Here is a 25,396-nt window from a genome sequence, read left to right as displayed (position 1 = left end):
GGGCGGTTTTTTTCAAAGGGTTTAATGCAATTTCAGCTAAACAATACGCTTGGTCTTGACAAGTATATCCATTACCAACCACATCCTTAATGTCGCGATTTGACGGCTTGCAATGTCAATGTATTAAAAACCAACAAAAATCGCTATCAATTATTTAATAGGGTTTCGGAATAACAACGTGCGAATAAGGCAACTTTTAACTTACTCCTTAATGATCAACACCCGCTTCAGCAAATGTAGACATTTCATTTAAAAATATGACAGCTGATTGTAACAAGGGATAAGCCAGAGCAATGCCGGAGCCCTCACCCAGGCGCAAATCCATGTTCAACAAGGCCTTGGCCTTAAACTGATTCAGTAAAGCTTGATGTCCTTGTTCGTTGGAAGCGTGGCTAAATATACAATAATCGAGTACTTGCGGATGCAGTTTACTGGCAACCAAAAGGGCAGTGCTGGCTATAAAGCCATCGACTATAATCAACATGCCGCATTCCGCAGCTTTAAGATACGCACCGACCATCATGGCGATTTCAAAACCACCAAAAGTGGCTAACACTTCTAAAGGCTGAGTTAAGCCGTTATGCTGATTTAACGCTTGCTGTAATACGCTTAGTTTATGTTGTAGCTGATCATCATTTAATCCTGTGCCACGACCAACGCATTGCGCCAATGGCAGAGCAGTTAAACAGTGCATCAATAAAGCGGCGGATGAGGTATTGCCGATACCCATTTCACCAAAACCAATACAGTTACAGCCGTTGTTAAATTGCTGTAAAACCTGTTCCGCTCCGGCTTTTAAGGCTTGGGTGCAAGCCTCGGTGGTCATTGCCGGGTGCGTTAAAAAATTTTTGGTTCCTTTACCAATTTTTGCCACAATCAGTTTGGGATGACTGGCTAAATCGGCATTGACTCCGGCATCAACAATCAGTAATTCCAATTGGTGCTGCTTGGCAAAAACGCTGATTGCGGCACCTCCTGACAAAAAGTTGGCGACCATTTGTGCGGTAACTGTTTGCGGATAGGCGCTGACACCCGCTTCAACAATGCCATGGTCGCCGGCAAAAATGATGATGCAGGGTTTGTTTAAGCTGGGGGTTAGCGTGTTTTGGCATAAGCCGATTTGTAAGGCTAACGATTCCAGTTGGCCTAATGCTCCCAAGGGCTTGGTTTTCTGGTCTATTTTTGTTTGTAATAAGGAGACTAGCGTTTCAGAGCGGGGACAAATAACAAAATCTAGGGGCACGGCGTATTCCAGGTGTTTTCAAATAGTAAGGTGTTAATGTTTTTACGTTCTTCCCAGTGTTGCTGCTCCAGCATCGGTTTTTCGTAAAATTGTTCGACGTGTCCCAAACATAAAATAGCGAAGGGACGACTGTCTTCAGGCATATTCAATAATTTTTTCAAGGCTTCCGGTTCAAACATGGATACCCAACCCAAGCCCAAACCTTCTGCACGTGCTGCCAGCCACATATTTTGTATGGCGCAGGCCAGTGATGCCAAATCCATTTCCGGCAACGTGCGACGGCCAAAAACATATTGATCACGCTGCTCACAAAGAGCGGCGACCAACACAACCGGACATTCCATAATACCTTCTACTTTTAGCTTCATAAACTCGTCTTCACGCTCATTTAAAGCTTGGGCGGTGGAGAGTCGTTCCTGCTCGACCAAGCCATGAATGGCTTTGCGAAGGTCCGGGCAACTGATACGAATAAATCGCCACGGCTGCATAAATCCAACACTAGGCGCATGATGTGCAGCATCAAGCAAGCGGGTTAAAATTTCGGGAGCGACGGGGTCGGATAAAAAATGGCGCATATCACGGCGCTCATAAATGGCGCGGTAAATGGCGGTACACTCGACATCTGAGAAACGATTTTTGTTCATGGGTAGATTGATTTGTTATAGTGATTCTGAAAACAATGATTGAGCCACGAAAAACAACAAAAAATCAGGCAATTATATTGTATCAAGGTAAGTCAGGTATTCGTTTGCCTTGCTAAACATTATACGGGTGAGCGGCTTCAAAGCCGTGTACTTTGGCTTTGGTTGTAAATACGGGGGGTGTCCAGTTTGGTGGTTCTTGTCCGGCTATAAACCCAGCCAGCCAGTGCGCCTGGTTGCGAATCGGCAAAATAAAGGCATAAAGTTTACCGTTGGGAAATTCTGCAACATCACCCAAGGCATAAATAGATTCATCAGAGGTTTGCATGGATTGATTAACTTTGATGCCTCGTCCTACTTTCAGGCCGGCAAGTTCCGCCAGTTCGGCGCGGGGTTTAAAACCGCAAGACACAATCAGTGCATCAAATTCTGTGCTTATCTTGGTATCTACACAAACTTTTTTTTCTTGTTTGGAAAATCCTTTTACGTCCTGGTTGAGTAAGACTTTTACGCCCGAATTTTGTAACACCTCTAGTAACAAAGCAGAATCTTCGGCAACCAGTTGACGCTCCATTAACCTGTCCAGTGCATGAAACAAAGTAACATGATCACCGGAAACCGCTAAATCCGAGGCAACTTCACAACCGATTAAGCCCCCGCCGATAATTGCCCAAGCGGGCGGGCGGTTTTGACGGGTAATTTCACAGCGAAACTTACGCAGGGCTTTTAAATCAGTAAGGCTGTTTAAACAAAAAAACAGCTCACCATAAGGTCTAAACGGCGGCGGTATAAAAGCGGCAGAACCGGTGGCAAGTATCAGTTTATCGTAGTGTAGCGGGCCATCATCTTGAGATGATGAAGTCACTGTTTTTTCAGTACGATTAATAGCGGTTATCTTAAGACCACTGATAACAGTGATGTTATTGGCGCGCAGTTTATCGAAGGTTTTAAGAATAATAGTTTGCTCAATGTCATCCTTACTAAAACCACGGGACAGCAAGGGGCGTGAGTAATAACCAGCATTTTCTCCGGTTATTAGGGTAATCTCGTCATCTGTTGAGTAGGACCGGTATTTCTCGGCAAAACTGACCCCGGCTATGCCGGAGCCTATGATGATAATGTGCATACTGCCTCAGACTAATCCAACAATATATATTCGCTTTTTTCTACGCCGCATTCAGGGCAGCGCCACTCATCAGGAACATCTTCCCAGCGCGTACCCGGTGCAATACCTGTATCTTGGTCACCATCGGCTTCGTCATAAATATGACCACACACTTCACACACATATTTTTTATAGTCAGACATTATTATTTACCCTTAAATAATAGTTAAAAAACAATTTTACCGGATTGTAGCGTAAATTTAACGGTATCATTTCTATGTTAATTTTCAAGTCTCGTTAATATCCTGTTTAAAGGGTAGATAAGAGGCTGCATCCTGTTTATAAAGTTGCACTGCTTTTTGCTCTTCAGTTAAAAACCGGTCGATTGCTTTTGCAAACCGGGCATCTTTAAGCCAATGTGCAGAATAAGTGGTGATTGGCTCAAAGCCACGAGCAATCTTATGTTCGCCTTGTGCGCCTGAATCAAAACGCTTTAAACCATGCTCAATGCAATAGTCCAGTCCCTGATAATAACAGGTTTCAAAATGCAGACTGTTATAGTCCTCAAAACAGCCCCAATAACGACCATATAAAGTATCGGCACCGATAAAACTGAGCGCTGCCGCAATAATTTTATCGTCTTTAACGGCCAGAACAAGCAATAATTGCTTACCCATGGTTACCGCTATTTGTTTAAAAAATGCCAGGTTTAAATAAGGCTGCGAGCCTCTTTTTAAATAAGTCATCGTGTAAAGTTCAAAAAACACCTGCCATTGACCATCACTGACATCCGGTCCTGCAATGCGTAACAAATGAACATCTTGTTCGCTTACCCTGCGGCGTTCACGTTTAATCATTTTACGTTTACTGGCGCTTAAGGTTTGCAGGAAATCATTAAAATCCCCGTAACCCTTGTTAAACCAGTGAAACTGTACGCCCTCGCGAATACTTAAATTCAATGACCGCAACAGGTCTACCTGTTGCAGGTCAGGGAACAAACAATGCCATGAAGAAATGCCACGCTGATCTGATAGTTGTTTTATAAAAGTCAGTAAGGTACGCGTAATTTCAAGCTGATCCGGCTCTTCCGTTTTACTAACAATACGCGCTCCCTGGCAAGGCGTCAGGGGGATGGCAGTCAACCATTTTGGATAATAATCAAGTCCATGTTGCTGATAAGCCTGGGCCCACTGATGATCAAATACATACTCGCCCCAAGAATGCTGTTTAAGGTACAAAGGCATAAAAGCAATTAATTTATGTTTATCCAGCACCAGTAAATGCGCAGGCAACCAACCCGTTTCCCCGGAAACAGAGCCGCTTTGCTCCAGTGCCAATAAAAATTCATGACGCAAAAAAGGGTAAGCATGACCGGTAAGGTCATTCCAGTCTGTGCTGGCAACTTGGGTCATACTACTGATTTGTTTTACTTCCATTTTTAAAAACAGTACAGGTAAAATAACAGAATAACATCAATTCATTAAACGCATAGCCCATAAATATTTTTATTGGCTTACTTAAAATATATTTCAGCGGTTAATGCAGGCGTGTTGTAATTTACTCTGCGTAGCCATCTCTCTTTATGCATAGTGCTTGTGTACTTTGATGTCTGGTTTTACCAATCGATTCCATTTTATTAAAAATCGGGAGTAGCTTGACGTCAGAACTGACAGCATCAATACAAGTCTCTGCTTCTCGGATTATTAACACCTGTTTACGGATTAAATCAACATGCTGAGATCGTGGAGCCTGAAAATGGATTTTAGCAAGGCCTCCGGTCTTGCCGTCTATTTACAAATAACGCAAAAAATCATTGCCGACATTCAACTGGGGCGATTACCCCCTTCTACCATGATGCCTGGAAGCAGAAAGCTGGCTGATAGTTTGAAGGTCAACAGAAAAACCATCGTGCAAGCCTACGATGAACTGGTGGCACAAGGCTGGTTGTCTACAGAAAGTCGTCGGGGCACCTTTGTTTCGGCCAAGCTACCCGGTTTTTTGCTTCCGACCAATGATCCATCAAGCCCTGTTACGGAAACCTCAGGCACTGAAATCGTGACCTATACGCAATCCGCAACCATAGAAGAAGCACCTTCTTTACAGGGAAATATCATTGATTTTAACGACGGTATTCCTGATACCCGGTTGATTCCGTTTGAAGTGCTTTCCAGAGCGTTTCGTCATGCGCTGGTGGTATCCGCAAGAGCTAATCGATTAGGTTATGATGATCCTAAAGGTACCTTGGCGCTACGTAAAGCCATTGTTGCCATGCTTAATATGGAGCGAGGTTTGGCTGTGGGAGTTGATAACATTTGCATGGTACGAGGCAGTCAGATGGGTATTTTTCTGGCGGCAAGACTATTGACGCGGGCTAATGATTGTATTGTCTTCGAGCGACTGACTTACCCGCCGGCACGCGAGGCGTTTAAATCTTGTGGTGCCAAAGTATTGAGTGTGGGGCAGGATGAATACGGCATTAATGTGGAAGAGTTGGAACAGTTGTGCAAACAGCAAGCGATACGTGCTGTCTATGTCACGCCCCATCATCAGTTTCCTACGACCGTGATGATGACGGCAGAGCGCAGACTCAAACTGTTGATACTGGCTGAGCAATATGACTTTGCCATCGTTGAAGATGATTATGACCATGAGTTTCATTTTTTACACCATCCGGTATTTCCACTGGCGAGTACGGATCGTTCGAAACGAGTGATTTATGTCGGTTCATTATCCAAAGTGCTGGCGCCTGGTTTACGTATTGGCTATGTGGTCGCGACAACCGCTTTTATAGAGCGCTGCGCCGCTGAAATTATGCTGATAGATCGCCAAGGTAATTCGGTTACCGAATTGGCGGTTACCGAGTTGATGGATGCCGGGGAAATCAAGCGCCATATTCGTAGGACCTTTAAAATTTATAGCGAGCGTCGAGCGACGCTGGAACAGCTCATTCATCAGGAGCTGAGTTCACTGGTTGATTTTGAATTACCGTCAGGTGGTTTGGCATTTTGGCTGCGGCTCAAAAAACCCATTACTATCGATAACCTGGCTGAACGTGCTTTGGCTCAAAAGGTACATATTTTGCCTGGTTCACTTTTTACGGATGCCAATGAAGCAACGCAAGCCATCAGACTGGGCTTTGCCAGCTTGAACAAGCGTGAGTTGACAGAAGGTATTCAGCGTCTTAAGCGCGTCTTGAGTACGCCATAACTGTCACTTGGACCAGTCAGGTTTCTAATACTGGATGTTACAACTAGACCAGTAAGCCGTTATTATTAATCCTGACATTATCACTGCGGACAACTCCGCAGGAATTTTTACATGACAAAAGGAAAATTTCAAGATTATGGCTGATACCTTTCATATTGAAAAATCCGAACTTATTGCCAAGGCTCATCAACAGATGCAACAGGTACTGCCGGATAACTTATGGACTATTCGAGAAAAACTGGCGCTTACTTGTCGCATTCTGTTCGATGCGGGGCATGATTCCGGCTTGGCAGGACAAATCACCGCTAGAGCCGAGCGTTCGGGCACCTATTACACACAACAATTCGGCTTGGGTTTTGATGAAATTACACCGTCTAATCTGGTGCTGGTCGATGAGGATTTGAATGTCATTGGCGGCTCGGGCATGGCCAATCCGGCCAATCGGTTTCATAGCTGGGTCTATCGTGCCCGCCCTGATGTTAATTGCATTATACACACGCATCCGTTACATATTGCGACCCTGTCCATGCTGGAAATACCGTTAGTGGTATCGCATATGGATATCTGTCCTTTATTTGACGATTGCGCGTTTTTGCAAGACTGGCCGGGCATACCGGTGGGCAATGAGGAAGGCGAAATCATCTCGGCTGCCCTTGGTGACAAACGTGCCTTGTTATTATCCCATCATGGTCAATTAGTTGTGGGCACGACCGTTGAAGAGGCTTGCATGCTTGCCATACTTTTCGAGCGTGCCGCGAAAATGCAACTGCTTGCTTTGGCTTCCGGCGCTATTAAACCCATTCCGCAAAAACTGGGTAGTGAGGCGCATGACTGGATCTCCACTGCAAAACGTAATCAGACTACCTTTGCGTATTATGCCCGCCGCGCCTTAAGGGTCCATCCTGATTGCCTAAGATGAATGTTTCGATAAGTAACGTAGCCGACATATAGTTTATGCTGGTCATTTTTTTACCCACCACAAGGACTTAATATCATGTCAAAAAATCTGTTCAGAGGTATCATCGCTTATCCCATTACACCTTTTCTTGCAGGAGATGGTGGGGTTGATATTAAAACGCTGGAGCAACTAATTGATCGTCTTATCGACGATGGCTCTCATGCAATTGCTCCACTAGGCAGCACCGGCGAGAGTGCATACCTGAATGATGAGGAATGGAATGCGGTGGCTGAAGCCTCGGTAAAACATGTCGCGAAACGCGTACCGACAGTGGTTGGCATATCCGATCTGACGACTCAAAACGCCGTGCGCAGAGCTAAGTTTGCCGAAAAAGCGGGGGCAGATGCAGTAATGGTTTTACCTGTTTCTTACTGGAAGTTGACCGAACGGGAAATTTTTCAGCATTACGCAACTATCAGCGAAGCCATCAGTATTCCGGTGATGCTCTATAATAACCCGGCTACCAGTGGTCTGGATTTGTCGCCCGAGTTAATCGTGCGTATTATCAAGGAGATTGACAATGTGACGATGGTTAAGGAAAGCTCTGGTGATATTCAACGTATGCATCGAATAGCGCAACTTTCCAATGCAGAAATTCCTTTCTATAACGGTAGTAATCCTTTGGCACTGGAAGCTTTTGCCGCAGGTGCCGTCGGTTGGTGCACCGCAGCACCCAACCTGATTCCTGCCTGGCCGTTGAGACTGTATGAGGCTAGTTTGGCTGGTGATTTAGAGCAGGCGCGCGAAGTATTTTATAAACAGCTTCCCTTGCTGCAATTTATTCTTAAAGGTGGTTTACCTACGACAATAAAAGCCGGCCTGCAAGTACGCGGATTTGATGCCGGCGTTCCCCGTGAGCCTTTGTTGCCACTTGATTCTGCCGGTAAAAATGAATTAGCAGCATTGATTAAACAATTAAACGGCTAAAACTTACGCCAAGGACATTTATCCTTGGCGAATTTTTTGAGGGCACACTATTTTTGGATTATTCAAAGAATAATTCACCCAATCTGAGAGGCCGATGATTAGCAGTGCTTGTCCACTGTATTTAGCAACAATTACCACCTGCTGCTACTGATTCACCTTGTGATCCCGGTGTGCAGTCAAATAAACCAAAGTGCGTGGTTTTGTCTCCCCATACGGTAAAATGTGGGGCGTACCGGCTTTCCATCAGCATGTCAGTAGAATTACCACAGACGCGCAAGGGACGTCCGGTTTCAAAATGGTGATGGTCGTCCAAATCGAAAGCGTGCGGATGTTCCGGTATTGTGCCGAAATAACAGGCCACTTGTCCATAATCTTCGCAGCGGTCTTCCAGCGGCATTTTGAAAGCACGCACGGTGACAGAACGGAATTTCACCATACCGATTTTGGCAGCCACTTCCGGATCGTCCAGATTAATGCTGCTTTCCTTGGTTGTGCGTATGTCAAGACAACCCAGATCAGACAAGACACGGCGAAAGTCCTCCCAATACATGGCGCCACCCAGGCATTCACCAAGCAGGACAGGATCATTACGCAAAGCTGCCGGAATACGACGGTCGGCAAACACATCAGAGAAATACAGCTCGCCACCGGGTTTTAAGACCCGAAAAATTTCCGCCATTACCTGTGCTTTCTCAGGAGATAAATTGATAACACAATTGGATACCACCACGTCAATGGAATTATCGGCAATACCCAGAGTAGCCAGGTTTTCAATATGACCGTACAGAAATTCCACGTTGGAGTTTTTGTAGCCAAATTGTTCCGCATGCCAGTCGCGGTGGCGAGTAGCAACTTCCAATTGTTCCGGTGTCATATCTACGCCGATCACGTGTCCATTTTCACCCACCAGTTTCGATAACAGGTAACAATCACGCCCTGAACCGCAGCCTAAATCCAATACGGTACAGCCTGACAGGAGTGGCGGTAACGGTGAGCCGCATCCGTAAAAACGTTCGACCACTTCAGGGTGTAGTTCGGCGAGCAGTATTTTTAGGTGAGTAGGGATCGAATCGATACTGCAACAGGCGCTGGTTTTTAAATCGTTACTGGATTGCAGTACTTTGCCATAGTAGTGCCGGACGGATTCACTGATTTCAATAATACTGCTCATGTTTTGCCTCTGGTTAAGTTATATGGAGTCATTGTAACGAGCAATGGATACCCTTGCCAATCATTCGACAGGGATATCCAAAGGATGCGTAAAATCCTAATGGTCCGCTTATGTAATTAAATCTCTAATAGAGCGCCGTTGTAAATTATCGGCTGGTACTTTAAGTAATACAGTCCCTTGAGTGATTCTTAAAATTACCGCATCTACACAAACTGGATTATAATTTTGCGCAATTTATTATTTATATTTTATTGAGGCTTTATGAACACTTCGCATAAAGAAGTCGGTGAGTTTTTTAATGCCTGGACGATTTATCGCAAGGTATTAACCAATAATTACATGCATCATAGAGGAATTTATCAGGCCGTTACTACCTTGCTGAACGATCAATGGGCAATGCAACCTTTTAAGTTACTCGATTTAGGCTGTGGCGATGCCAGTTTCATCGCTCAGGCACTTCATGGTGCAAGCATTCAGCACTATGTAGGCTTTGATCTTTCTGATCCTGCCCTTGCGCTTGCTGCTGAAAATATTGCCCCACTGGGTTGTCAAGTAGAATTAATTAATATCGATTTTATGGAAGGCTTGGCACAAACCAAGGAGCGTTTTGATATTGTTTTCACCAGCTATGCCTTACATCATTTAAGCCGGGAAGAAAAAGCTGAATTCTTTCGCTTGGCACACGGCGTATTGACAGAAAATGGCCTGCTGCTTATCATTGATGTTATGCGCGAATCCAATGAAAGCTTGCCGTCTTATTTGGATAATTATTGCCAGTGGGTACGGGAAGAATGGCTGCAATTGGATGAGCAAGAATTAACCGCTATTATTCAACATATTCGTCACAATGATCTGCCTGAAAATGTTGCTATCTTATCTGCTTTAGCTGAAGCAGAGCGTTTTTATCCTGCAACCAGCATATATCACATGACCTGGCATCAGGCTCTGTTGTTTAGCAAAATCCCGGATCTTCCTTAAAGGCAGTTGAAACGCAACGCTACGAAAAATAACCTTATCGATAGGCGTTAGATTTCTGTTCGAACAACTAATTTTGATATCTTAGTGCTTGAGCCAGGAGCAACCCTTTGCGAAGACATTTTGCGCGAATGTGTGAGGTTACTGATGTAGCCTAACCCAACCTTGGTTCTATTTTACGCTTCAATTTCCCCCTTTAATAAACATGGTTATTAAGCTGCCAGAAAATAGCGATAATTTTTTGAAAGATCAAAAATTGATAGCCAATCAGGTTTCATCTTTGCCAACCCATTGTTTTGCCGTTGGAGGTTCATAATTGATATAGCGATTTAGTAGCAAATCCGGATTTGTCTCCACAATCAACATGGCATGATGTTCTTTTTTAACAAATTGCTCTGCCAATACATGATCCAGAAATCCGATCAGCGAATCGTAATAGCCTTCAACATTCAGTAAGCCGCAGGGCTTGTTATGAAATCCTAGCTGTGCCCACGTCCAAATTTCAAATAATTCTTCAAGTGTTCCTATGCCGCCAGGGAGCGCTATAAAACCATCCGAAAGCTCGGCCATCAGCATCTTCCGCTCATGCATCGATTCGGTAACATGCAATTGGGTCAGATTTTTGTGCGCAACTTCTTTATCGGCCAAAGCTTTTGGTATTACACCAATTACCTTACCGCCAAGTTGCAAAACTTGATCGGCCACCATGCCCATTAAGCCGATGCCGGCACCACCGTAAACGAGGCTAATGTTGCGGCTAACCAAGGCTTTGGCCAGTGCACAACCGGCTGTGCCATAGGCGTCAAGTCGCCCGGAATTTGAGCCGCAATAGATACAGAGAGTTTTTATTGGCGTCATATTTGCTTTCCTGTCGAATAGTAATGGTGATGTTAAGCTATAAATTGTAAACTCGGGGGCTAATAATACGGTTGTAACCAAATAGAGTAATTAGTAATGACAACTAACAAAACGCCTTACAGCCTGATCGGCGGTGAACAAATTATCCTTGTTTTGGTTGACCGATTTTACTTTTATATGGATACCCTGCCTGAAGCACAAGGCATACGCGACATGCATCAAGCCAATCTTGCCTCAGCCAAGGACAAGCTGTTCAAGTTCTTGTCCGGTTGGCTGGGTGGCCCCAATTTGTTTATCGAAGAATTTGGTAACCCGATGCTACGTGCCCGTCATTTCCCGTTTGCAATTGGCGAATCAGAGCGTGATCAGTGGCTGTTGTGCATGAATAAAGCACTGGCGGAAATGACTATGGACTTACAGCTAAGAACCACTATCCAAAATGCTTTGCAGCAACTGGCAACGCACATGATTAATCAAGAGCCTGCGACAAAATACTGAACCGGCGTTTCAAAATCGATTGACGAGCACAATTACTAACTATAGATTTTGGGATAATTAAATTCCATGCATATAGATACCATCCCTCGAAGGGATATTATCTATATGAGTTTACAATGAGGTACATTGGAAATTTAATTTCTAAAAGTCTATAAATGGCTCGTCAATTTCTGAAAACGGTCATGTATAACGACTCATATAACCCGCGCCGATGAGCAGCGGGAAACAATCGCTCATCTGGCTGGCTAGACTTCCACCGGAGCATTTCTATTCTCAAGTGCCTGAACCTCAACACGAGCGCCCCATAGTTGGGAAAAAACTGTCTGCGCATTTTCCGGTGACCCTGTGGTGAAGAACATCTCTCGGCCTGCACACTCGATTGGGCCGATGTTCATCTCACTACTCAGATGCCGCATGGTTTGGCGGGCAACGGCTGCTGATGATTCAATTATATGCACTCTTGGTCCAACAATGCTCCGTATCTCGGCTTCCAAAAAGACATAGTGCGTGCATCCGAGTACGAGGGTGTCAGCTCCTTGATCTATCAATGGGGAAACAAGCTTTCGAAGGTACTCGCGGGTAACCGCGGATGAGAGTTCGCCGCGCTCGACCAGTTCCACCAAGCCGGGGCAGGGTTGTAGGAGTATATTCACACCCTGGCCAAATTCCCTGCACAGCTTTGCTACAGCGAGACTCTCTAAGGTTCTTTCAGTGGCAAGAACGCCGATAACCCCGGTCTTTGTATGAGCGACCGCCGGTTTTATAGCGGGCTCCATCGCAACGATAGGGACGGCCAGTTGTGAACGAAGCTTTTCAACGGCTACCGCAGTCGCAGTATTACACGCCACGACAATAATCTGTGCCCCGGCGCCAACCAGGGAGCCTGCTATATGAGAGGCCCGACTTTCGATGAATTCTGTCGATCGGCTTCCATAGGGAGCATTTCCCGAATCTGCTATGTAGATAAAATCAACTGTAGGGTGCTCTTTTCGAATTGCTTTGAGTACGGACAAGCCGCCGACACCGGAATCGAAAACCCCGACGGTTTGAACAGAAGCGGATAGATTAGTTATTGCTTTGATTCGTAGACCTAACAAGTTATTAAACAAAATTGGCTAACATACCTACTTTATTGTTTTATTGTCAAGAATTACACGTCAACATTGGATTTCCCAAGCGGTGTAATCAATTTATATATGGATTTTCAGAAATTAAATCTCCAATACACGTCGCTGTGCGCATGGAAATTATTTATACGGGAATCTATAGTTGGCTAACCTGGAAATTTAATTCCTGACAGTTTATAGTTTTTTATTTTCTTTAAATGGTATGGAATTTTATCCAAAATCCATAGCGAATCTACTAATTCAGGTGTCGAGTTTAGTAGTTCCTTTAGGAATTCGTCTTTACTATTTTCCATTTAACAAGCCGATTTAACCCAGTGTAATCGAAGTGTACAAATAATCGATTTCGTTTTACTGTATCGATGCTACGATTTAAGCAAGTAGAGATGTAGGTAGGATTTTCGTAAACATGGGTGCGCAGGTTTTCGCTTGCTGTTGTATGATAGGCACAAAAAAATTTTGTAGGCAAAAGCCGAGGAAAAGTGTGATTGAGGGTGTAGTCACCGGGATTAATATTAATAATCCCGGCTTATCAACTGATGTTAAGTTGCGTAGGTTATTTAAACAGCTTCTTGTTCAGTTTCATTGGCGCGATCAACTGACCATAATTTTTCCAGTTGATAAAAGCCGCGAGCCTGGGCGGTCATGGCATGAACAATTACATCACCCAAATCCAACAGCACCCAGTCTGAGCCCAAATCACCTTCAATACCCAATGGTTTAAATCCGTCTTCTTTGGCTTTTTCTACGACGTAATCGCACAAAGCTTTCAGATGACGGTCAGAGGTTCCTGTGACTACTACCATGTAATCAGTAAAGCTGGTTTTTCCCCGAACATCCAATGTCGTTATATTTTGTCCTTTACGTTCATCCAAAACATCTTGGACTATTTTCAATAAATCTTCTACTACTTGCATTAAAATTCCTAGTATAAATGAAGAGACTAAGGTCTCTGGTAAAGCTTGTGTTGCCTGATATAGGCAATAACATTATCGGGTAATAAAAAGCCCGGATTTTGTTGTTTTGCAATACTGTTTCTGATATCCGTTGCCGAAATATCCAGTTGCGTTACTTGTTGAAAGTATAACTTACCCGCACCGTTGTTTGCCAATTCTGTTATCCTGGTAGTCAGTCGACTATTAAAAAAAACATCAAGATTTTGAATGGTAAAGCCGGGTCGAGTCATTACGACAATATGCGCTAAATCGAATAAATTCGGCCATTGATGCCATGTTTTTAACTGATTAAAGGCATCGCTGCCGATAAATAATAATAATGTTTCGTTGGTTAATTCTTGCCGTAAAGATCGTAGGGTATCTACCATATAAGATGGGCCCTGCCGATTGAGTTCGCGGGTATCAATAATTAGTCCTGGTTGATCTTTTATGGCCAGTTCCAGCATCTGCAAGCGCATTAGTGCGCTTGCAGCAGGCTGTTCCCTATGCGGTGGTTGGGCGCTGGGGATTAAGTGAACTTCGGTTAAGCCAAAAATTTCCTTAACTTCAAGCGCCGAACGCAAATGACCATAATGAATAGGATCAAAAGTACCGCCAAAAATACCGATCATTGTGTAAAAAGCAGTTTGTCCACGAAAGACACGAAAAGCATGAAAATAGTCAAAGGGATATGCAGCGGTAAGTTATTATTCCAAGGACAGGTAACTGCGCAATAAAATCTATTGATTTTTTTTCGTGGCTAAATGTTGTTTCAAGATCGGATATGACCATCACCCAAAACAATGTACTTTAATGACGTCAGGCCTTTTAAACCGACCGGGCCACGTGCATGCAACTTATCGGTACTAATACCAATTTCTGCACCCAAACCATATTCAAAGCCATCGGCAAAACGGGTTGAAGCATTAACCATTACCGAGCTTGAATCCACTTCGCGCAGAAAGCGTCTTGCCAATGTATAATCTTCGGTGACAATGGCTTCGGTATGACTGGAGCTATATTGATTAATATGCGTGATCGCTTCATCGATACCATGTACGATTTTAATCGATAAAATAGGTGCCAGATATTCGGTACGCCAGTCTTCTTCCGTTGCTCTTGAACACTGTGGGATTAAGGAGCAGGTTTTAAGACAGCCGCGTAATTCAACCCCTTTTTCAAGATAGATTTCAGCCAATAACGGTAATACTTTTGCGGCAATGCTTTCGGCAACCAGCAATGTTTCCATGGCATTGCAAACCCCATAACGATGGGTTTTGGCATTGACGGCAATCTTAATCGCTTTGGTAATATCGGCTTTATCATCGATATAAACGTGGCAAATACCATCAAGATGCTTGATTACGGGAATGGTCGCATCCCGGGAAATACGTTCAGTCAGGCTTTTGCCGCCGCGTGGCACAATAACATCCACATACTGCTTCATGGTAATAAGTTCGCCCACCGCCGCACGATCTGCGGTTGCCACAACTTGCACGGCTTTCGAAGGTAAGCCGGCAGCTTCAAGGCCTTTGGCAATGCATGCGGCAATGGCCTGATTGGAATGCAAGGCTTCAGAGCCGCCCCGTAAAATACAGGCATTACCGGATTTAAGGCACAAGGCGGCGGCATCGACAGTTACATTGGGACGGGATTCATAAATAATACCAATTACCCCCAAAGGCACGCGCATTTGCCCAACTTGTATACCGCTTGGTCGATAACTTAAATCACTGATTTCGCCGACTGGATCAGGTAAGGCAGCCACTTGTTTTAAGCCTTCGACCATCGCTTGAATGCCGTTGGAAGTTAAGGCCAGTCTGTCCAGCAACGCTGCATCCAGGCCGTTTTGCTTACCGTCCGCCAAATCTTTTTGGTTTTCAGTGATCAGCAGGTCATGGCTACTTTCAAGCGCCTCGGCAATTTTTAATAAGGCCCGGTTTTTTTTGCCCGACTCAGCCCGGCTGATTTCCCTTCCAGCTTTTCTGGCTTGCAGGCCAAGGCCTTGCATATATTCTTTAATATCCACGGCGTTCTCTTTGGCTGGAATAATTTAGCCGATCATTATATAGGTTAAAACGAGTTATTAACAGGTTTTAAATCAATCAACTAGCGGATAATAAAAGGATTTATGCTGGTTGCTCACATTACTTGTGCTGGTTGGGATATAGTATTGATTTATTGAACTTGATTAACGAGAATATAATTTTGGACGGGATTTGCAAGACAAGCTGTTTTTATTAATCTTAAAATATACGAGGAATACGATGATGAAATCTTACACATTACTATGGGCAGGGCTTTTACTTTTTTCTACAACAGCGTTAGCACTTGAAAAAGTTAACCCAAAACCGGTTGATGAGGTACAGCAACGCACCCAACAATTGGTGCCTTATGCCTTGGATCAAACGACCATGACGTTTACCAGAACTGTTCATGGCGGTGTTCAGCATGTGGTCGCAAAATCGGCAGATAATACGAAGCAGATAAAATTGATTCAGGAAAATCTGCTTAAAATGGCCAATGACTTCAGAAAAGGTGATTTTTCTGTTACTGAACATATTCATGGCACTATTATGCCTGGCCTTACCCTGTTAAAAAAGGCCGAAACTGACGATATTAAATATGAATATAAAGTCTTGCCAAGTGGTGCACAGATTCATTATTCAACTGAATATCCACAGTATGTTCAAGCGCTGCATGAATGGTTTGACGCTCAGATGAGTGAGCATGGTAACGAAGCCATACCTGAACATAGCCGGCACCATTCAACACCGTCAGAATAACTCAATAATGGCTGTGCAACCAACAGATAGGCAAGGTTGCTCAGTCACGGCCACTGGTAACCTGTCATATTGGCTATTTAATATGACAGGTTATGACTATTACTTTATTTATTTTAAAAAATACTCTTCGCGTTATGTTTTATTATTCATTGCCGTTATTTTTTACTCATATTGGTTCAGCAAGTCCGCTAGAATTACTGATAATTTTTTTTGGCCTGTTTGTGGTGCTGTTTATAAGTTCGCCGCCAGTCAGTGAAGATTTTCAGGAGCAGGCTAAAGGCTATTTATTTTCTGCCTGGACTGGTCGTGTGACATTAGGATGGGTGTTCTGGCCATTTTTCCTTATTTTAAACAGTAGCTTGTATGTGGCAGATACCTTGGCAAAAAACGGTATGTTAACGGTATCCAGTTGGGATGATGTGCATTTGATGCTGTTATTGCCGATTGTTTGGTGGATTGTGGCTATTTGGCGTTGTTCAGTCAATACACATCTACGCGTTTGGATGGCGTGTGCTCGGTTGCTCACGTTTGCGGTGTTTTTTGAATATGGATTGAAATTGCTGATACGCATCGATTATCCACGCATCTTTTTTGGCTGTGAGGAGTTATTGCTGGATTATGGTAGCTGTTTTTAAGAAGCAACTTACTTTTTAGATCACTTAAAGTCTTTGTGATGGCTTTTGCTGTCGGCAGTATAAAAAAATTATTTTTATGTGAAAAAATAAACTATCGTGAGTATGGCATTTTCAATGCATTGAAATCGCATATTATTTCCTCGTATTTATAGCTGTTTTTTGAGTGAAACCGACTCTTTAAAAAATTATTTTAGACCACTTTATCTGCTTCTGTTGCTGTTAAGTATGAAATATTGGTTATTCAGGTAAAATGTGGCGTTATGTGTCAGTTACTATGGCTGATGTGGTAACTGTTTAATTCGGTATATGGTTAATGAAAATACTTATTCTTGGGGCTGGTGTCACGGGTTCATCTGTTGCGGCAGCGTTAGCGAGTGAAGAAAATGATATTGTTGTTATTGATTTCAAGCAGGATCTTCTGGATGCTTTAAAAGAGCGTTTTGATATTGCCACGGTCACTGGTAATGCGGCGCATCCGACGGTACTGGAGCAGGCTGGGGTTTACCATACCGACATGGTGATAGCGGTTACTGATAGTGATGAAACCAATATGTTGGCCTGTATGATTATCAACACACTTTATAGCCGCCCGAAAACGATCGCCCGGGTGCGTGCTATTGAATATCTGAAAAATCCCAAATTATTTGGCCCGAATGGTATTCCTGTCGATATTGTTATCAGTCCGGAACAAATTGTTATGGAGTCAATTCGTAATTTAATTGAGTTTCCCGGGGTTTTACATATTTCCGATTTTGCTGGTGGTCTGGTACGACTGTTTTCCGTTAAAGTGGGAGCTGAGGGTGTTTTAACGGGTAAAAAAATTAAAACCCTAAAAGAGCGTTTATCTGATGGTAAAACTCGTGTGGTAGCAATATTTAGACAAGGCAAGCCGGTTTGCGTCAGCGGCGATGCAACCATTGAAACGGATGATGAAGTTTTTTTGGTGGCACCCCGTAAAGAAGTGCGCAAGGTATTGAAAGAACTGAACAAGCTGGAGGCACCATTAAAACGTATTATCATTGCCGGCGGCGGGCATGTCGGTAAACGTCTGGCGCTTGCTCTGGAAGATAACCATCAGGTAAAAATTATTGAAAAAAATCCCCAGCGCGCCCATAAAATTGCCAATGATCTTCGTAAAACTGTTGTACTTTTAGGCGATTGTTCTGATGAGTCATTATTATTGGGTGAATCTGTTGAGAGCGCCGATTTATTTTGTGCCATTACCGATAATGATGGCGTCAATATTATTTCTGCTTCTTTGGCAAAAAGCTTGGGTGCACGAAAAATTATCTGTCTGCTTAATCATACGTCATATACTAAATTATTGCCGGGTACCGGTATTGATGTCACTGTCTTACCCAACCAGGAAACCCTTGGCAGTATTTTAAAGCATGTGCGACGCGGTGATGTCGTGCAGGTTAGTTCTCTTTGTGGTGGTGCCGCTGAAGCCATTGAAGCTATTGCCCATGATAATGACAATGATGACTCTGTGGTTGGTCGCCGTGTTGATACTATTAATTTCCCGGAAGGTATTGTCATGGGAGCTTTGATTCGCAACAATGAAGTTATTTCCATTCATCACGACACCGTCTTTAAAGAAGGCGATCACGTTGTTATGTTTGCGATGGATAAAAAGCTGGTTAGTAATATCGAAAAATTTTTTCAACCTCTTTCACAAATATAGCCAAGGCTTACTTAGGTCAGGTTTAAGATAGACAGGCATGATACCTGTATTTTTTAATTCTTGGGTCTTTTTGATATTGCATAAACCTTAAACAATCCCATGAATGCCATTCTTACCATCGTCCATATTTTCGGCCTAGTCACTATGGGCTTTAGTGGCCTGATGAGCACTTGCCTGATCACCTCAAAAATAGCCGATGATGGAGCCACTAACGCTTTTTATCAAGGTACGTTGATTACTTTTCTGTTTGGCGCATTGATGTTTATTCCGACATTACGGACGCCCAAAAAAGTATCCCGACAAGCGGGTTTTTTACTGGTAGCAAGTACTTGGTCATTAACGCCAGTATTTTGTACTCTTCCGCTAATGATTTATATGCCGGGACTGAGCTTTATTGATGCTTATTTCGAAACGGTTTCCGGTCTTACTACGACGGGTGCCACCATATTTTCCGGCCTTGATACTTTACCGATGTCGATTAACCTTTGGCGGCATGAATTGTGTTGGATTGCGGGAATGGGGATTATTATTTTTGCCGTCGCTATTTTGCCTATCTTGGGTATCGGTGGCATGCAGTTATATAAAGCAGAGTCGCCGGGTACTGTTAAGGAATCAGATTTACCACCACGTATAGCTCAAACCGCAAAAGCCTTATGGATGGTTTATGCAGGTATCACCGTGGCTTGTATAATTGCTTTGCGCCTGGCGGGTATGGATTGGTTTGATGCCATTTGTCATGCTTTTTCGGCAATGAGTCTGGGTGGCTTTTCTACGCACGATGCCAGTGTCGGATTTTTTAATTCCTTGTCCATTGAGATAGTATTAACAATTTTCCAATTATTGGCGGCTATTAATTTTGCCACTCATTTTGTCGTACTTCGCAAGCAATCACTCAAACCTTATCTAGATGACAGGGAGGCTCGAGCTTTTCTTATTTTAGTTTTGGGGAGTTGTATTTTGGCTACGTTGGTATTGTGGGATGCGGGTACTTATCCTGATTTTTTTACCGCCTTGCGCTATGCGAGCTTTAATTTGGTAACTATTGCTACGGATTGTGGTTTTTCTAACCAAGATTTCAATAAGTGGCCTATTTTTGTGCCGATGTGGATGTTGTTTTTAAGCTGTCTTTCTGCCTCTTCGGGTTCTACGGGAGGCGGCATTCGTATGATCCGAACCATCATTTTAATGAAGCAGGCACGTCTTGAGATGTTTAAATTTATTCATCCTTTTGCGGTCAGGCCATTAAAGATAGGGGAGATGATAGTTAGCAATAATATTATTAACTCAGTGACCGGATTTATTTTCCTGTATTTTATTAGTATAGTTATCCTGGTCTTTACGTTGCTATTGAGCGGACTGGATTTTATGACAGCTCTTTCTGCGATCATCGCCTGCTTTAACAACGCAGGTCCCGGATTAAACGAAGTAGGTCCTGCGTCCAATTACGCGAGTCTAAGTGATTTTCAAAAAGCCGTATGTGCCTTCGCCATGCTGTTAGGGCGTGTGCAAATATTCTCCATCATTATTTTATTTGTACCGGAATTTTGGAGAAAGTAGCGGATTTCCTGGTTGATGCCAAAGACTGAAAAGATTTTCACCACGAAGACACGAAGGACCCGAAGAAAGAAAACTTTATCTTCCTTCGGGTTTTGCGGTGAACAAACTATTTTTAATGCCCACGGTGATTAATGAAAAGCTACCCTGAATCTTCACGGTTATTTTTTGCTTTATGGCCCGATGATCAAATCAGACTGAAATTACTGCGCTTGAATCACTCTTTAGAAGTGCAAGGATTCAAGTCGGTACAGCCGTATAACCTCCATGCAACGTTGGTGTTTTTAGGATTAATTGATATCGCTTCTGAGTTATTGATTAAACACGGTGTTATGGCTATTTTTGCAAAACCCTTTGTGTTGACGTTTGATCAGTTAAGTTATTGGCATAAGCCTAAAGTATTGTGCTTTACCTGTTCGCACATACCCGATGAGCTTGAGAGATTGGTGGCATCGTTGAACAGGGAGGTTGCCGGTTGCGGATTGCAAATTGACCCCCGGCCTTATATTCCGCATATTACCTTGGCGAGACATGCCGGGTATTTACCGGACGTAAACGTTGAGCCTATTGTTTGGCACGCCGAAGCATTTTGTCTGGTGGAGTCATACAGTGAACCAGGCGGTGTTAATTATAAAGTGAGACAGCAATGGTCTTTTACTAAGCCTGTCGATTAAATGCAACACCTATAATCCACGAAAATATTCAAAAAAACTATCCATTTATGGATTGTTACTCCTGTTTTTTGAAAGCTGTTGAAGTACCCAACTGTTTCAGTCGGAATTGAAAACTTCGATAAAGCGGTTTTAGTCTTGTACTTTGTCGCCAATGATAGTTTTAACTTGACTGGTAAAACGACCTTTAGCTAGACGTGTTTCAACGATATCACCTGATTTTAGTTGTTGTGCAGATTGGATGATTTGTCCTGATGGTTGCTGAATGACCAGCGCATAGCCGCGATTTAGCGTTGCCAAAGGACTAACGGCATGTAATGTCTGGCTGGCATTTAATAATTGTTGGTTGAGCCCTTCCAGTTTATGGCGGATTACGGTAATCAGGCGCTTACTTAAATACTCCTGTTTTTGTTTATAGTTGTTGATGGTTATGGCTGGGTTGTATTGCCAAAGGTGAGCGATTTTTGCTTCAATATGGCTTTTATCGTGGCGTAACTTTGTTTGCATTGTCTGATTAAGTCGTAATTCAAGCTCATCAAGTCGTTGCGCGTTTTTTGCCAGTTTTTGACCGGGATGTTGCTGCTCCAGACGCTTGCTTAACCACGCCAAGGATTGCCGTTTTTGGCTTAACTTAAGTTGTAGTTGTTGTTGTAATCGCGCTTCTAATTGAACAAACCGTGATAACCATTCCTGTTGGTCAGGTGCTGCGTGTTCAGCTGCTGCCGAGGGCGTTGCGGCACGTAAATCAGCGACAAAATCGGCGATAGTGACATCGGTTTCGTGACCTACGGCTGAAATTATCGGAATTGTGCTGGCGAATATGGCACGAGCAACTATTTCTTCATTAAAAGCCCACAGATCTTCAAGTGACCCGCCGCCCCGTCCCAAAATGAGTACATCGCATTGTTTATGTTCGTTGGCTAGCGCTATGGCTTTGGCGATTTCATATTTGGCATTATCACCTTGTACGGCAACGGGATAAATAATAACCTCTACCGCTGAAAAACGTCGTCGTAATACCGTCAGTATATCTCTAAGCGCAGCGCCTGACGGCGAAGTGATGACGCCGATGGTTTTAGGCAGGGCAGGGAGGTTTTGTTTATTTTCAGCAGCAAACAAACCTTCTTCCAATAGTTTGAGTTTTAATACGTCAAATGCCCGTCGTAAGGCACCATCTCCGGCTTCTTCAATATGTTCGACAATAAGCTGAAAGTCACCTCTGGGCTCGTACAGGCTTACTTGCGCTTTAACGACGACCTGTTTGCCATTTTCGGGCTTAAATCCCAGTCGGCTTTGCCGGGTTTTAAACATCGCACAGCGCACCTGAGCACCGGCATCTTTTAGAGAAAAATAAAGATGACCTGATGAAGGTTGTGCCAAGTTGGATATTTCACCTTCAACCAAAACACTCAGAAAATGTTCGTCAAGTAACCGACTGGTTGCCCTATTAAGCTGTGAAACTGTTAGTATATTGCGTTGTGTCAACGTGGATGAAGTATTCATTACGGGTTAGTAGGTATTGAGTGCAAGCTTATTATTCAGGCTATTGTAAAATACCCTGCTTGTATGTACAAAAAAATAGGAGTTTTTATGGCGTGGTTGCTTTTATTTTCTGCGGGATTCGTAGAAATAATTTTTGCTTTAAGTCTTAAATATAATGCAGGTTTTACCAAGCTTTGGCCCAGTATAGCGACTGTAATATCGGGAATTGGCAGTTTTGGTTTGTTAATGTGGGCGATTAAAACGTTACCACTAGGAACAGCCTATGCGGTTTGGACAGGTATGGGAGCAGTGGGTGTCGCTATACTCAGCATCATTTTATTTAAAGAATCAGTTGATTGGTATCGGTTGTTATCTATTGCTTTAGTGATTGCCGGGATTGTCGGTCTTAAATTAACGGATAGTCAGTAAGATGCTGCATCTTATTTTTCAGTCGCCTATTGATAGTGCTATTTTGGAGCGGATTGATTCAGGTGATGATGTGCTGTTTCTTGAAAATGCCGTTTTGCGCATCCTGAAAAATGGTAGCTTATGTGTAGGATTAACACAGTTATTGATACAAAACCGTCTTTATGTTTTAGTTGAAGATATTGAGGTTAGGGGGGTCGGTATAGCTGAACTGATTGAGGGCATTGAAGTCATTGATTATTCGGGGATGGTTGACCTGACTGTTAAAAATCCGGTGATTCAATCATGGTTTTGAGGGTTGAAAATAGCTGTTTGGAAACAACTGATCAGGGTTTTTTAGTCAACTTGGCCGACTGGAATGAAGAGGTTGCAAAGCAACTGGCTGAACTTAACAATATTTCGTTAAATGACGCGCACTGGGAAATTATTGCGTTTATTCGCGAATATTATCTGCAATTTAAGCATCTACCTAATGCCCGTGTTTTTACTAAAGCGATTGCCCGCAAATTAGGTGAGGACAAAGGCAACAGTCGCTATTTGCATAAATTGTTTCCTGACGGGCCGTTGAAATATGCCTGTAAGTTGGCCGGACTTCCTAAACCACCGACTTGTTTGTAGGTGGTGAATATAGAAAAAAATCAATCGCTTACTTGCTTAAAGCGATGTATCAAGCGGCGGTCTTTTTTATTCGGTTTATGATCTTGGCCGCTAAAATCAAATAGTTCGCGTTGTTCACGTTGCAAAATCATTTGTTGTTGGCGTTTTGTAAAACTTTCAGGGGATTCTTCATAGAGCAAAATAGCCTCTTTGAAAGGTCGTCGTTGCTTTGAAAGCCCGATTATTTCGACTTCCCAGTTTAGTCCGTCTTTATTTATGGACAGCAACGCCCCAGGTTTGACTTCTTTGCCGGGTTTTGTGCGCTGCTTGTTGATATGAACTTTGCCACCGGAGATAGCATCGGCAGCCAGTTTGCGCGTTTTAAAAAAACGCGCAGTCCATAACCATTTATCCAGGCGAATGCTTTCTATTTCAGTCTGCACTCAACTCTTTTTCTTTTTTTAAGCCTCTAGGCAAAGAAAATACCACTTTTTCTTCTATACCCTGAATTTCAATGGCTGATTTACCGCCCCATTGTTTTAACTGATTGATAACTTCCTGTACCAGTACTTCCGGCGCAGAAGCTCCGGCAGTAACACCAACCACATTAACGCCATCAAACCAGCTCTGTTGCATGTCTTTTGCAGTATCAATCAGATAGGCGGTTTTACCTAATTGTTCGGCAATTTCCCGTAAACGGTTTGAGTTAGAACTGTTGGTTGAGCCAACAACCAGAATGGTATCCGCTGTTTTTGCCAGTTCATAGACAGCATCTTGACGGTTTTGGGTTGCATAACAGATATCGTCTTTTTTCTGTTCCTGAATGGAGGTAAAGCGAGCTCTCAAGGCATCAACCATGATTTTGGTATCGGTCATTGATAGCGTAGTTTGTGTCACATAAGCCAAATTGTCCGGGTTATTGACGACTAATTTGTTAACATCCTCAGGTGTTTCTACCAAATAGATACCTCCATTGTCAGTGCACTTTTCATATTGACCCATGGTGCCTTCAACTTCAGGATGTCCTGCGTGACCTATAAGAATAACTTCCCGATCTGATTTTGCATGTTTGGCAACCTGTATATGAACTTTAGTCACCAGCGGGCAGGTAGCATCAAAGACCGTTAGTTTGCGTTCTTTAGCTTCCTGTTGGACTTGTTTGGAAACACCATGAGCACTGAAAATCAGGTAGGAACCTACGGGTACATCCGTTAATTCTTCAATGAAAATAGCGCCTTTTTCTTTAAGACCATCAACAACTGTACGGTTATGAACAACTTCATGCCGAACATAAATTGGCGCACCAAATGTTTCGAGTGCTTGGTCAACAATTTCGATTGCGCGGTCTACACCAGCGCAGAATCCACGGGGGTTAGCGAGTACAATTTGCATATCTTGACTTCTTTACTAGGTTAAATTGAGGTTATTTTAACTCAACATCGTTGCTGATACGATAATTCCGTCCATATCCGCATATAAAAAATGATCTTTTTTGAAATTGACGCCTGCGAAAGAGACTAATAAATCGCGGTCGCCGTGATTTTTTTTATGGCTTATTAAAGGATGTGTATGCAGTGCACGTATACCAATCGGTAGTTCGGACAGCATTGCAGAATTCCGAATGCAGCCATAAACAATAATACCTTGCCAGCCATTATTAATGGCAATGGTTGCCAAATTATTGTCTATTAAAGCGCAGCGGTGAGATCCTCCACCATCAATAACTAATACCCGGTTTTGTACTTTTTCTTGCAGAACGGTTCCGACTAAAACGTTATCCTCAAAGGCTTTCAATGTGGTGATTTGACCAGAAAAAATCGGGTTGGCGCCATAAGAAATAAACAGAGGTTCGGCTATCTGGAAATAATCCTCTCCTGAATGGGTATCGCAAAGATTAGCTGTAGTGAAAGTCATGGATT

Annotated in this window: 28 protein-coding genes; 13 read left to right on the top strand and 15 right to left on the bottom strand. The window is 43.2% G+C overall.

Translation table 11 applies throughout. The features are described from left to right. Positions 1 to 208 precede the first annotated feature (208 nt). The 5 genes from cobT to KKZ03_RS17865 form a co-directional block, all read right to left on the bottom strand. Positions 209 to 1,243 (bottom strand): nicotinate-nucleotide--dimethylbenzimidazole phosphoribosyltransferase, encoded by a 1,035-nt coding sequence (cobT, locus tag KKZ03_RS17885; protein ID WP_243218140.1) that lies wholly within the window; start codon positions 1,241 to 1,243, stop codon positions 209 to 211. After that, complete coding sequence (bluB, locus tag KKZ03_RS17880) at positions 1,234 to 1,887, bottom strand: 5,6-dimethylbenzimidazole synthase (RefSeq protein ID WP_243218139.1); 654 nt, start codon at positions 1,885 to 1,887, stop codon at positions 1,234 to 1,236. Before bluB ends, cobT begins: the two co-directional genes overlap by 10 nt. A gap of 112 nt (positions 1,888 to 1,999) precedes the next feature. Further along, on the bottom strand, positions 2,000 to 3,010 hold the full coding sequence (locus tag KKZ03_RS17875) for an NAD(P)/FAD-dependent oxidoreductase (protein ID WP_243218138.1): 1,011 nt from the start codon (positions 3,008 to 3,010) through the stop codon (positions 2,000 to 2,002). Positions 3,011 to 3,021: 11 nt separating this feature from the next. Continuing rightward, positions 3,022 to 3,192, bottom strand: coding sequence for a rubredoxin (locus tag KKZ03_RS17870; protein WP_243218137.1), 171 nt, complete (start codon positions 3,190 to 3,192; stop codon positions 3,022 to 3,024). A gap of 84 nt (positions 3,193 to 3,276) precedes the next feature. Beyond that, the gene (locus tag KKZ03_RS17865; RefSeq protein ID WP_243218136.1) at positions 3,277 to 4,425 is read right to left on the bottom strand and encodes a GNAT family N-acetyltransferase; all 1,149 of its coding nucleotides are present in this window, start codon (positions 4,423 to 4,425) and stop codon (positions 3,277 to 3,279) included. Positions 4,426 to 4,720: 295 nt separating this feature from the next. Between KKZ03_RS17865 and KKZ03_RS17860 the strand changes: the two genes are divergently transcribed. From KKZ03_RS17860 to KKZ03_RS17850, 3 genes are all read left to right on the top strand, one after another. Next, positions 4,721 to 6,196 carry a PLP-dependent aminotransferase family protein gene (locus KKZ03_RS17860; protein ID WP_243218135.1) on the top strand — a complete coding sequence of 492 codons (1,476 nt, stop codon included), beginning with the start codon at positions 4,721 to 4,723 and terminating at the stop codon, positions 6,194 to 6,196. A 136-nt stretch (positions 6,197 to 6,332) separates the two neighbouring features. Then, the gene (locus KKZ03_RS17855) at positions 6,333 to 7,115 is read left to right on the top strand and encodes an aldolase (protein WP_243218134.1); all 783 of its coding nucleotides are present in this window, start codon (positions 6,333 to 6,335) and stop codon (positions 7,113 to 7,115) included. Positions 7,116 to 7,190: 75 nt separating this feature from the next. Further along, positions 7,191 to 8,081 (top strand): dihydrodipicolinate synthase family protein, encoded by an 891-nt coding sequence (locus KKZ03_RS17850; RefSeq protein ID WP_243218133.1) that lies wholly within the window; start codon positions 7,191 to 7,193, stop codon positions 8,079 to 8,081. Positions 8,082 to 8,202: 121 nt separating this feature from the next. Here KKZ03_RS17850 and KKZ03_RS17845 read toward each other — a convergent pair whose 3' ends face one another. Further along, positions 8,203 to 9,252, bottom strand: a complete 1,050-nt coding sequence (locus KKZ03_RS17845) for a methyltransferase domain-containing protein (RefSeq protein WP_243218132.1) — start codon at positions 9,250 to 9,252, stop codon at positions 8,203 to 8,205. Positions 9,253 to 9,513: 261 nt separating this feature from the next. Between KKZ03_RS17845 and KKZ03_RS17840 the strand changes: the two genes are divergently transcribed. Continuing rightward, positions 9,514 to 10,230 (top strand): class I SAM-dependent methyltransferase, encoded by a 717-nt coding sequence (locus tag KKZ03_RS17840; protein ID WP_243218131.1) that lies wholly within the window; start codon positions 9,514 to 9,516, stop codon positions 10,228 to 10,230. A gap of 264 nt (positions 10,231 to 10,494) precedes the next feature. Here KKZ03_RS17840 and KKZ03_RS17835 read toward each other — a convergent pair whose 3' ends face one another. Then, on the bottom strand, positions 10,495 to 11,085 hold the full coding sequence (locus tag KKZ03_RS17835; protein WP_243218130.1) for a TIGR00730 family Rossman fold protein: 591 nt from the start codon (positions 11,083 to 11,085) through the stop codon (positions 10,495 to 10,497). A gap of 96 nt (positions 11,086 to 11,181) precedes the next feature. Between KKZ03_RS17835 and KKZ03_RS17830 the strand changes: the two genes are divergently transcribed. Beyond that, the gene (locus KKZ03_RS17830; RefSeq protein WP_243218129.1) at positions 11,182 to 11,583 is read left to right on the top strand and encodes a group II truncated hemoglobin; all 402 of its coding nucleotides are present in this window, start codon (positions 11,182 to 11,184) and stop codon (positions 11,581 to 11,583) included. A 245-nt stretch (positions 11,584 to 11,828) separates the two neighbouring features. On the opposite strand, the gene murI is transcribed toward KKZ03_RS17830, so the two are convergent. From murI to KKZ03_RS17810, 4 genes are all read right to left on the bottom strand, one after another. Next, on the bottom strand, positions 11,829 to 12,692 hold the full coding sequence (gene murI / locus KKZ03_RS17825; protein WP_243218128.1) for a glutamate racemase: 864 nt from the start codon (positions 12,690 to 12,692) through the stop codon (positions 11,829 to 11,831). Between the two features lie 575 nt (positions 12,693 to 13,267). After that, on the bottom strand, positions 13,268 to 13,624 hold the full coding sequence (rsfS, locus tag KKZ03_RS17820; protein WP_243218127.1) for a ribosome silencing factor: 357 nt from the start codon (positions 13,622 to 13,624) through the stop codon (positions 13,268 to 13,270). Between the two features lie 26 nt (positions 13,625 to 13,650). Beyond that, complete coding sequence (gene nadD / locus KKZ03_RS17815; protein WP_243218126.1) at positions 13,651 to 14,274, bottom strand: nicotinate-nucleotide adenylyltransferase; 624 nt, start codon at positions 14,272 to 14,274, stop codon at positions 13,651 to 13,653. 140 nt (positions 14,275 to 14,414) lie between these two features. Continuing rightward, positions 14,415 to 15,653 (bottom strand): glutamate-5-semialdehyde dehydrogenase, encoded by a 1,239-nt coding sequence (locus tag KKZ03_RS17810; protein WP_243221669.1) that lies wholly within the window; start codon positions 15,651 to 15,653, stop codon positions 14,415 to 14,417. A 256-nt stretch (positions 15,654 to 15,909) separates the two neighbouring features. Here KKZ03_RS17810 and KKZ03_RS17805 point away from each other — a divergent pair, with 256 nt between their 5' ends. The 5 genes from KKZ03_RS17805 (at position 15,910) to thpR (ending at position 20,975) form a co-directional block, all read left to right on the top strand. Next, complete coding sequence (locus KKZ03_RS17805; RefSeq protein ID WP_243218125.1) at positions 15,910 to 16,428, top strand: aspartate carbamoyltransferase; 519 nt, start codon at positions 15,910 to 15,912, stop codon at positions 16,426 to 16,428. A gap of 92 nt (positions 16,429 to 16,520) precedes the next feature. Beyond that, the gene (locus KKZ03_RS17800) at positions 16,521 to 17,063 is read left to right on the top strand and encodes a hypothetical protein (protein ID WP_243218124.1); all 543 of its coding nucleotides are present in this window, start codon (positions 16,521 to 16,523) and stop codon (positions 17,061 to 17,063) included. Between the two features lie 313 nt (positions 17,064 to 17,376). Beyond that, a complete protein-coding gene (gene trkA / locus KKZ03_RS17795; protein WP_243218123.1) occupies positions 17,377 to 18,747 on the top strand; it encodes a Trk system potassium transporter TrkA in 1,371 nt (456 codons plus the stop codon). A gap of 99 nt (positions 18,748 to 18,846) precedes the next feature. After that, positions 18,847 to 20,304 carry a TrkH family potassium uptake protein gene (locus KKZ03_RS17790; protein WP_243218122.1) on the top strand — a complete coding sequence of 486 codons (1,458 nt, stop codon included), beginning with the start codon at positions 18,847 to 18,849 and terminating at the stop codon, positions 20,302 to 20,304. Positions 20,305 to 20,435: 131 nt separating this feature from the next. After that, a complete protein-coding gene (thpR, locus tag KKZ03_RS17785) occupies positions 20,436 to 20,975 on the top strand; it encodes an RNA 2',3'-cyclic phosphodiesterase (protein WP_243218121.1) in 540 nt (179 codons plus the stop codon). A gap of 129 nt (positions 20,976 to 21,104) precedes the next feature. Here thpR and xseA read toward each other — a convergent pair whose 3' ends face one another. Next, positions 21,105 to 22,475 (bottom strand): exodeoxyribonuclease VII large subunit, encoded by a 1,371-nt coding sequence (gene xseA / locus KKZ03_RS17780; protein ID WP_243218120.1) that lies wholly within the window; start codon positions 22,473 to 22,475, stop codon positions 21,105 to 21,107. An 87-nt stretch (positions 22,476 to 22,562) separates the two neighbouring features. On the opposite strand from xseA, the gene KKZ03_RS17775 reads away from it, so the two are divergent. From KKZ03_RS17775 to KKZ03_RS17765, 3 genes are read left to right on the top strand one after another with little or no spacing between them, the layout of a single operon-like run. After that, a complete protein-coding gene (locus KKZ03_RS17775) occupies positions 22,563 to 22,883 on the top strand; it encodes a multidrug efflux SMR transporter (protein ID WP_243218119.1) in 321 nt (106 codons plus the stop codon). Between the two features lies 1 nt (position 22,884). Continuing rightward, a complete protein-coding gene (gene tusB, locus KKZ03_RS17770) occupies positions 22,885 to 23,175 on the top strand; it encodes a sulfurtransferase complex subunit TusB (protein WP_243218118.1) in 291 nt (96 codons plus the stop codon). Beyond that, a complete protein-coding gene (locus KKZ03_RS17765; RefSeq protein ID WP_243218117.1) occupies positions 23,166 to 23,498 on the top strand; it encodes a TusE/DsrC/DsvC family sulfur relay protein in 333 nt (110 codons plus the stop codon). The genes tusB and KKZ03_RS17765 overlap by 10 nt, the downstream gene beginning before the upstream one ends. Positions 23,499 to 23,518: 20 nt before the next feature. Here KKZ03_RS17765 and KKZ03_RS17760 read toward each other — a convergent pair whose 3' ends face one another. Genes KKZ03_RS17760 through rraA form a run of 3 tightly spaced genes read right to left on the bottom strand, consistent with a single transcriptional unit; the run spans position 23,519 to position 25,391 of the window. Continuing rightward, positions 23,519 to 23,920, bottom strand: coding sequence for an RNA-binding S4 domain-containing protein (locus tag KKZ03_RS17760; RefSeq protein WP_243218116.1), 402 nt, complete (start codon positions 23,918 to 23,920; stop codon positions 23,519 to 23,521). Beyond that, positions 23,910 to 24,869, bottom strand: coding sequence for a 4-hydroxy-3-methylbut-2-enyl diphosphate reductase (gene ispH / locus KKZ03_RS17755; protein ID WP_243218115.1), 960 nt, complete (start codon positions 24,867 to 24,869; stop codon positions 23,910 to 23,912). Before ispH ends, KKZ03_RS17760 begins: the two co-directional genes overlap by 11 nt. A 36-nt stretch (positions 24,870 to 24,905) precedes the next feature. Beyond that, on the bottom strand, positions 24,906 to 25,391 hold the full coding sequence (gene rraA, locus KKZ03_RS17750; protein WP_243218114.1) for a ribonuclease E activity regulator RraA: 486 nt from the start codon (positions 25,389 to 25,391) through the stop codon (positions 24,906 to 24,908). Positions 25,392 to 25,396: the final 5 nt, after the last annotated feature.

Origin of the sequence: Methylobacter sp. S3L5C (genome assembly GCF_022788635.1) — a bacterium.
Classification (GTDB): Bacteria; Pseudomonadota; Gammaproteobacteria; order Methylococcales; family Methylomonadaceae; genus Methylobacter_C.
This window is presented reverse-complemented; position numbering and strand designations above follow the sequence as displayed.

What these genes read in the sequence shown, in the direction of transcription:
- rraA (WP_243218114.1), bottom strand. Translation starts at nt 25,391, where the DNA reads ATGACTTTCACTACAGCTAATCTTTGCGATACCCATTCAGGAGAGGAT.
- KKZ03_RS17835 (WP_243218130.1), bottom strand. Translation starts at nt 11,085, where the DNA reads ATGACGCCAATAAAAACTCTCTGTATCTATTGCGGCTCAAATTCCGGG.
- KKZ03_RS17865 (WP_243218136.1), bottom strand. Translation starts at nt 4,425, where the DNA reads ATGGAAGTAAAACAAATCAGTAGTATGACCCAAGTTGCCAGCACAGAC.
- rsfS (WP_243218127.1), bottom strand. Translation starts at nt 13,624, where the DNA reads ATGCAAGTAGTAGAAGATTTATTGAAAATAGTCCAAGATGTTTTGGAT.
- nadD (WP_243218126.1), bottom strand. Translation starts at nt 14,274, where the DNA reads ATGATCGGTATTTTTGGCGGTACTTTTGATCCTATTCATTATGGTCAT.
- KKZ03_RS17800 (WP_243218124.1), top strand. Translation starts at nt 16,521, where the DNA reads ATGACTATTACTTTATTTATTTTAAAAAATACTCTTCGCGTTATGTTT.
- KKZ03_RS17790 (WP_243218122.1), top strand. Translation starts at nt 18,847, where the DNA reads ATGAATGCCATTCTTACCATCGTCCATATTTTCGGCCTAGTCACTATG.
- tusB (WP_243218118.1), top strand. Translation starts at nt 22,885, where the DNA reads ATGCTGCATCTTATTTTTCAGTCGCCTATTGATAGTGCTATTTTGGAG.
- KKZ03_RS17850 (WP_243218133.1), top strand. Translation starts at nt 7,191, where the DNA reads ATGTCAAAAAATCTGTTCAGAGGTATCATCGCTTATCCCATTACACCT.
- xseA (WP_243218120.1), bottom strand. Translation starts at nt 22,475, where the DNA reads ATGAATACTTCATCCACGTTGACACAACGCAATATACTAACAGTTTCA.
- ispH (WP_243218115.1), bottom strand. Translation starts at nt 24,869, where the DNA reads ATGCAAATTGTACTCGCTAACCCCCGTGGATTCTGCGCTGGTGTAGAC.
- thpR (WP_243218121.1), top strand. Translation starts at nt 20,436, where the DNA reads ATGAAAAGCTACCCTGAATCTTCACGGTTATTTTTTGCTTTATGGCCC.
- KKZ03_RS17845 (WP_243218132.1), bottom strand. Translation starts at nt 9,252, where the DNA reads ATGAGCAGTATTATTGAAATCAGTGAATCCGTCCGGCACTACTATGGC.
- KKZ03_RS17870 (WP_243218137.1), bottom strand. Translation starts at nt 3,192, where the DNA reads ATGTCTGACTATAAAAAATATGTGTGTGAAGTGTGTGGTCATATTTAT.
- KKZ03_RS17765 (WP_243218117.1), top strand. Translation starts at nt 23,166, where the DNA reads ATGGTTTTGAGGGTTGAAAATAGCTGTTTGGAAACAACTGATCAGGGT.
- KKZ03_RS17860 (WP_243218135.1), top strand. Translation starts at nt 4,721, where the DNA reads ATGCTGAGATCGTGGAGCCTGAAAATGGATTTTAGCAAGGCCTCCGGT.
- KKZ03_RS17855 (WP_243218134.1), top strand. Translation starts at nt 6,333, where the DNA reads ATGGCTGATACCTTTCATATTGAAAAATCCGAACTTATTGCCAAGGCT.
- KKZ03_RS17775 (WP_243218119.1), top strand. Translation starts at nt 22,563, where the DNA reads ATGGCGTGGTTGCTTTTATTTTCTGCGGGATTCGTAGAAATAATTTTT.
- KKZ03_RS17875 (WP_243218138.1), bottom strand. Translation starts at nt 3,010, where the DNA reads ATGCACATTATCATCATAGGCTCCGGCATAGCCGGGGTCAGTTTTGCC.
- bluB (WP_243218139.1), bottom strand. Translation starts at nt 1,887, where the DNA reads ATGAACAAAAATCGTTTCTCAGATGTCGAGTGTACCGCCATTTACCGC.
- KKZ03_RS17840 (WP_243218131.1), top strand. Translation starts at nt 9,514, where the DNA reads ATGAACACTTCGCATAAAGAAGTCGGTGAGTTTTTTAATGCCTGGACG.
- KKZ03_RS17830 (WP_243218129.1), top strand. Translation starts at nt 11,182, where the DNA reads ATGACAACTAACAAAACGCCTTACAGCCTGATCGGCGGTGAACAAATT.
- KKZ03_RS17805 (WP_243218125.1), top strand. Translation starts at nt 15,910, where the DNA reads ATGATGAAATCTTACACATTACTATGGGCAGGGCTTTTACTTTTTTCT.
- KKZ03_RS17810 (WP_243221669.1), bottom strand. Translation starts at nt 15,653, where the DNA reads ATGCAAGGCCTTGGCCTGCAAGCCAGAAAAGCTGGAAGGGAAATCAGC.
- trkA (WP_243218123.1), top strand. Translation starts at nt 17,377, where the DNA reads ATGAAAATACTTATTCTTGGGGCTGGTGTCACGGGTTCATCTGTTGCG.